Annotated in this window: 2 protein-coding genes; both read right to left on the bottom strand. The window is 37.5% G+C overall.

Going from position 1 to position 2,154, the window contains the following annotated elements; genetic code table 11:
• Window positions 1-328: 328 nt before the first annotated feature.
• Window positions 329-1,372, bottom strand: a complete 1,044-nt coding sequence (locus Q1A47_RS20385; RefSeq protein WP_121603746.1) for a lactonase family protein — start codon at window positions 1,370-1,372, stop codon at window positions 329-331.
• Between the two features lie 96 nt (window positions 1,373-1,468).
• Entirely contained in the window at window positions 1,469-2,047 is a 579-nt protein-coding gene (locus Q1A47_RS20380) for a TetR/AcrR family transcriptional regulator (protein ID WP_026681997.1), read from the bottom strand.
• Between the last annotated feature and the right edge of the window lie 107 nt (window positions 2,048-2,154).

Below are 2,154 nucleotides of genomic sequence, written 5' to 3'. Positions count from 1 at the left end.
CAAACATTTCAAAATAACTACTTGGCTTAACGCAGTCATTGCACTGATTTTATACTTTCTTAACTTTGAACAAAAGCACAAGCGCCCGAATAGAAACATAGCGACTGGAGCGAGACAACGGAGATAAAGGAGTCACGGTGAGCTTGCGAGCCGATGATGACTTATCGAAGGGTGATTCGTTTCGTTACCTCGTTTCTAGGCGCTGGAGCTGGACGCGGCTCCACGCGCTCATATTAATCCACAAGAGCGTATTTTATAATTTCTAGGCAATAAAAAACTCACCACTAATACTAAATTAGTAATGAGCTCTATACACATTAATTATTTTTTACTTTTGTTCATTTAAAAATTTCACACAAACAACTTCGGGAACGTCAACTTCGCTATTCAATTTTGTTAACTTACCCGTCACTTTGTTTCGCTCAAACAAGACCAAATTGCCACTATGCTGATTCGAAGCAACAATAAAGGATTCTGTTGGATCCAAAACAAAGTCACGTGGCCAATCGCCTCCAGTAGCTGTGAATTCAATCAGCGTTAGAAAATCTGTTTCTCCTTCTACTTGAAAGACAGCAATACTATTATGCCCGCGATTTCCTGTATAAAGAAATTTACCGTCCGATGAAATAGAAATTGCACTTGCATCATTCGTATCCGTAAAACCTTCTGGCTTTGCTTTGATTGTTTGTTTTTCAGTAAAGCTTCCATCATCTGCATGATAAGCTAATACAATGACTTCTGAGCTTAGCTCTGTTAGTAAATAAGCAGTCTTTTCGTTTGGGTGAAAAACGATATGCCGGGGACCACTTCCTGGTTTTATAGAAAGTGTATCATGCCGTATCAATTCACCTGCTTCTATACGATAGGTAACAAGTTCATCTGTTCCTAGGTCACATACTACTACATAGTTTCCATCTGGTGTAAAGCCAGCAAAATGAACATGGGATTTTTCTTGTCGTTCATGGGGACCATTACCTTCATGTTTTACAAATTGCCCTAGCTCAAGGGAACCATCCTTATTAACCGAATATAGACCAACTTCACCTTTATGATAATTTCCAGTCACCAATTTTCCATCACGAATACTTACATGGCATGGCGCTCTTCCTTCCAGCAACTGTTCATTAATTTGATTTAATGTATGTGTTTCTGCGTTTATCGCATAAGCACGCATTCCACCTAATTCTCCGTCTTGTCCAACTGAAAATAGGTAGCGATCATCCTCGCTTATTGTTAGATAGGTAGGACTTCCAACAGAAGCTACTGCTTGAACAGCCTGTAATTTTTTAGCTTCGCTGTCGAGCTCAAAACAATAGATTCCCTTACTTTGTTCTCTTGTATAGGTTCCTGCAAATCCAATATACTTTGTCATTCTACCCTTCCTTTTCTCAGTGAATATATAGTAAGATTCTACGTTTAAATCTACTAAATGTAAACCTACATCCATGGATAAATTCTTGAAAGGTCCCTAGCTTCTTAATGCTCCATGCAATATAAAATCTACGAATTGTTCAATCTTTTGTTCATCAAACAAAGATGTTTGCTTTCCTTTGTGAATCCGATGATGTGTACTCATTGCAATAATAGAAGATATGATTCCGACATTTAGCAATTCAAAATCGCAAACACCACTTAAATCTCCATTGTTAATTCGTACTTGTAATTCCTTACTAACTTCATTTTGTTCATATGTATATTGCACGTATTTTTTCGATATTTCCTCATGCAAGGGCGTTTCACGGAACAAGATAGCGTACTGTTCAAAATTCGTTAAGACAGCACGAGTTAATTGTCGTACATATAATTCCAAAAGCTCCTCTGTCCGTTTATGATGTAAACTACTACTTTCTGGTATTTCTAATTTTTCATGCGAAATTGTTTCCATTAAAAGATCGAGCTTACTATTAAAGTACTTATAGATCGTCGCTTCCGATACGCCACATTGATCAGCAATATGCATCGTTTTTGTCATATCGTAACCTTTTTCAGCAAAGAGCTTTCTAGATTGCTCAACGATCATTTGTCTTGTTTTTTGACCTTTTCTCAAGAGACTAGAGCCCCCTTTCTAAGAAAAACTGAGCAAAATTCGCTCATTCCTTATCACTAAATGCTCAGATTTACGCTTCCTCTAGTAGCTATTATGGAATAATAGCT

This window comes from uncultured Virgibacillus sp., assembly GCF_947495635.1.
Lineage (GTDB): Bacteria > Bacillota > Bacilli > Bacillales > Amphibacillaceae > Virgibacillus > Virgibacillus salarius.
This window is presented reverse-complemented; position numbering and strand designations above follow the sequence as displayed.

Coding starts and splice junctions, on each gene's coding strand:
- Q1A47_RS20385 (WP_121603746.1), bottom strand. CDS start 1,372: ATGACAAAGTATATTGGATTTGCAGGAACCTATACAAGAGAACAAAGT.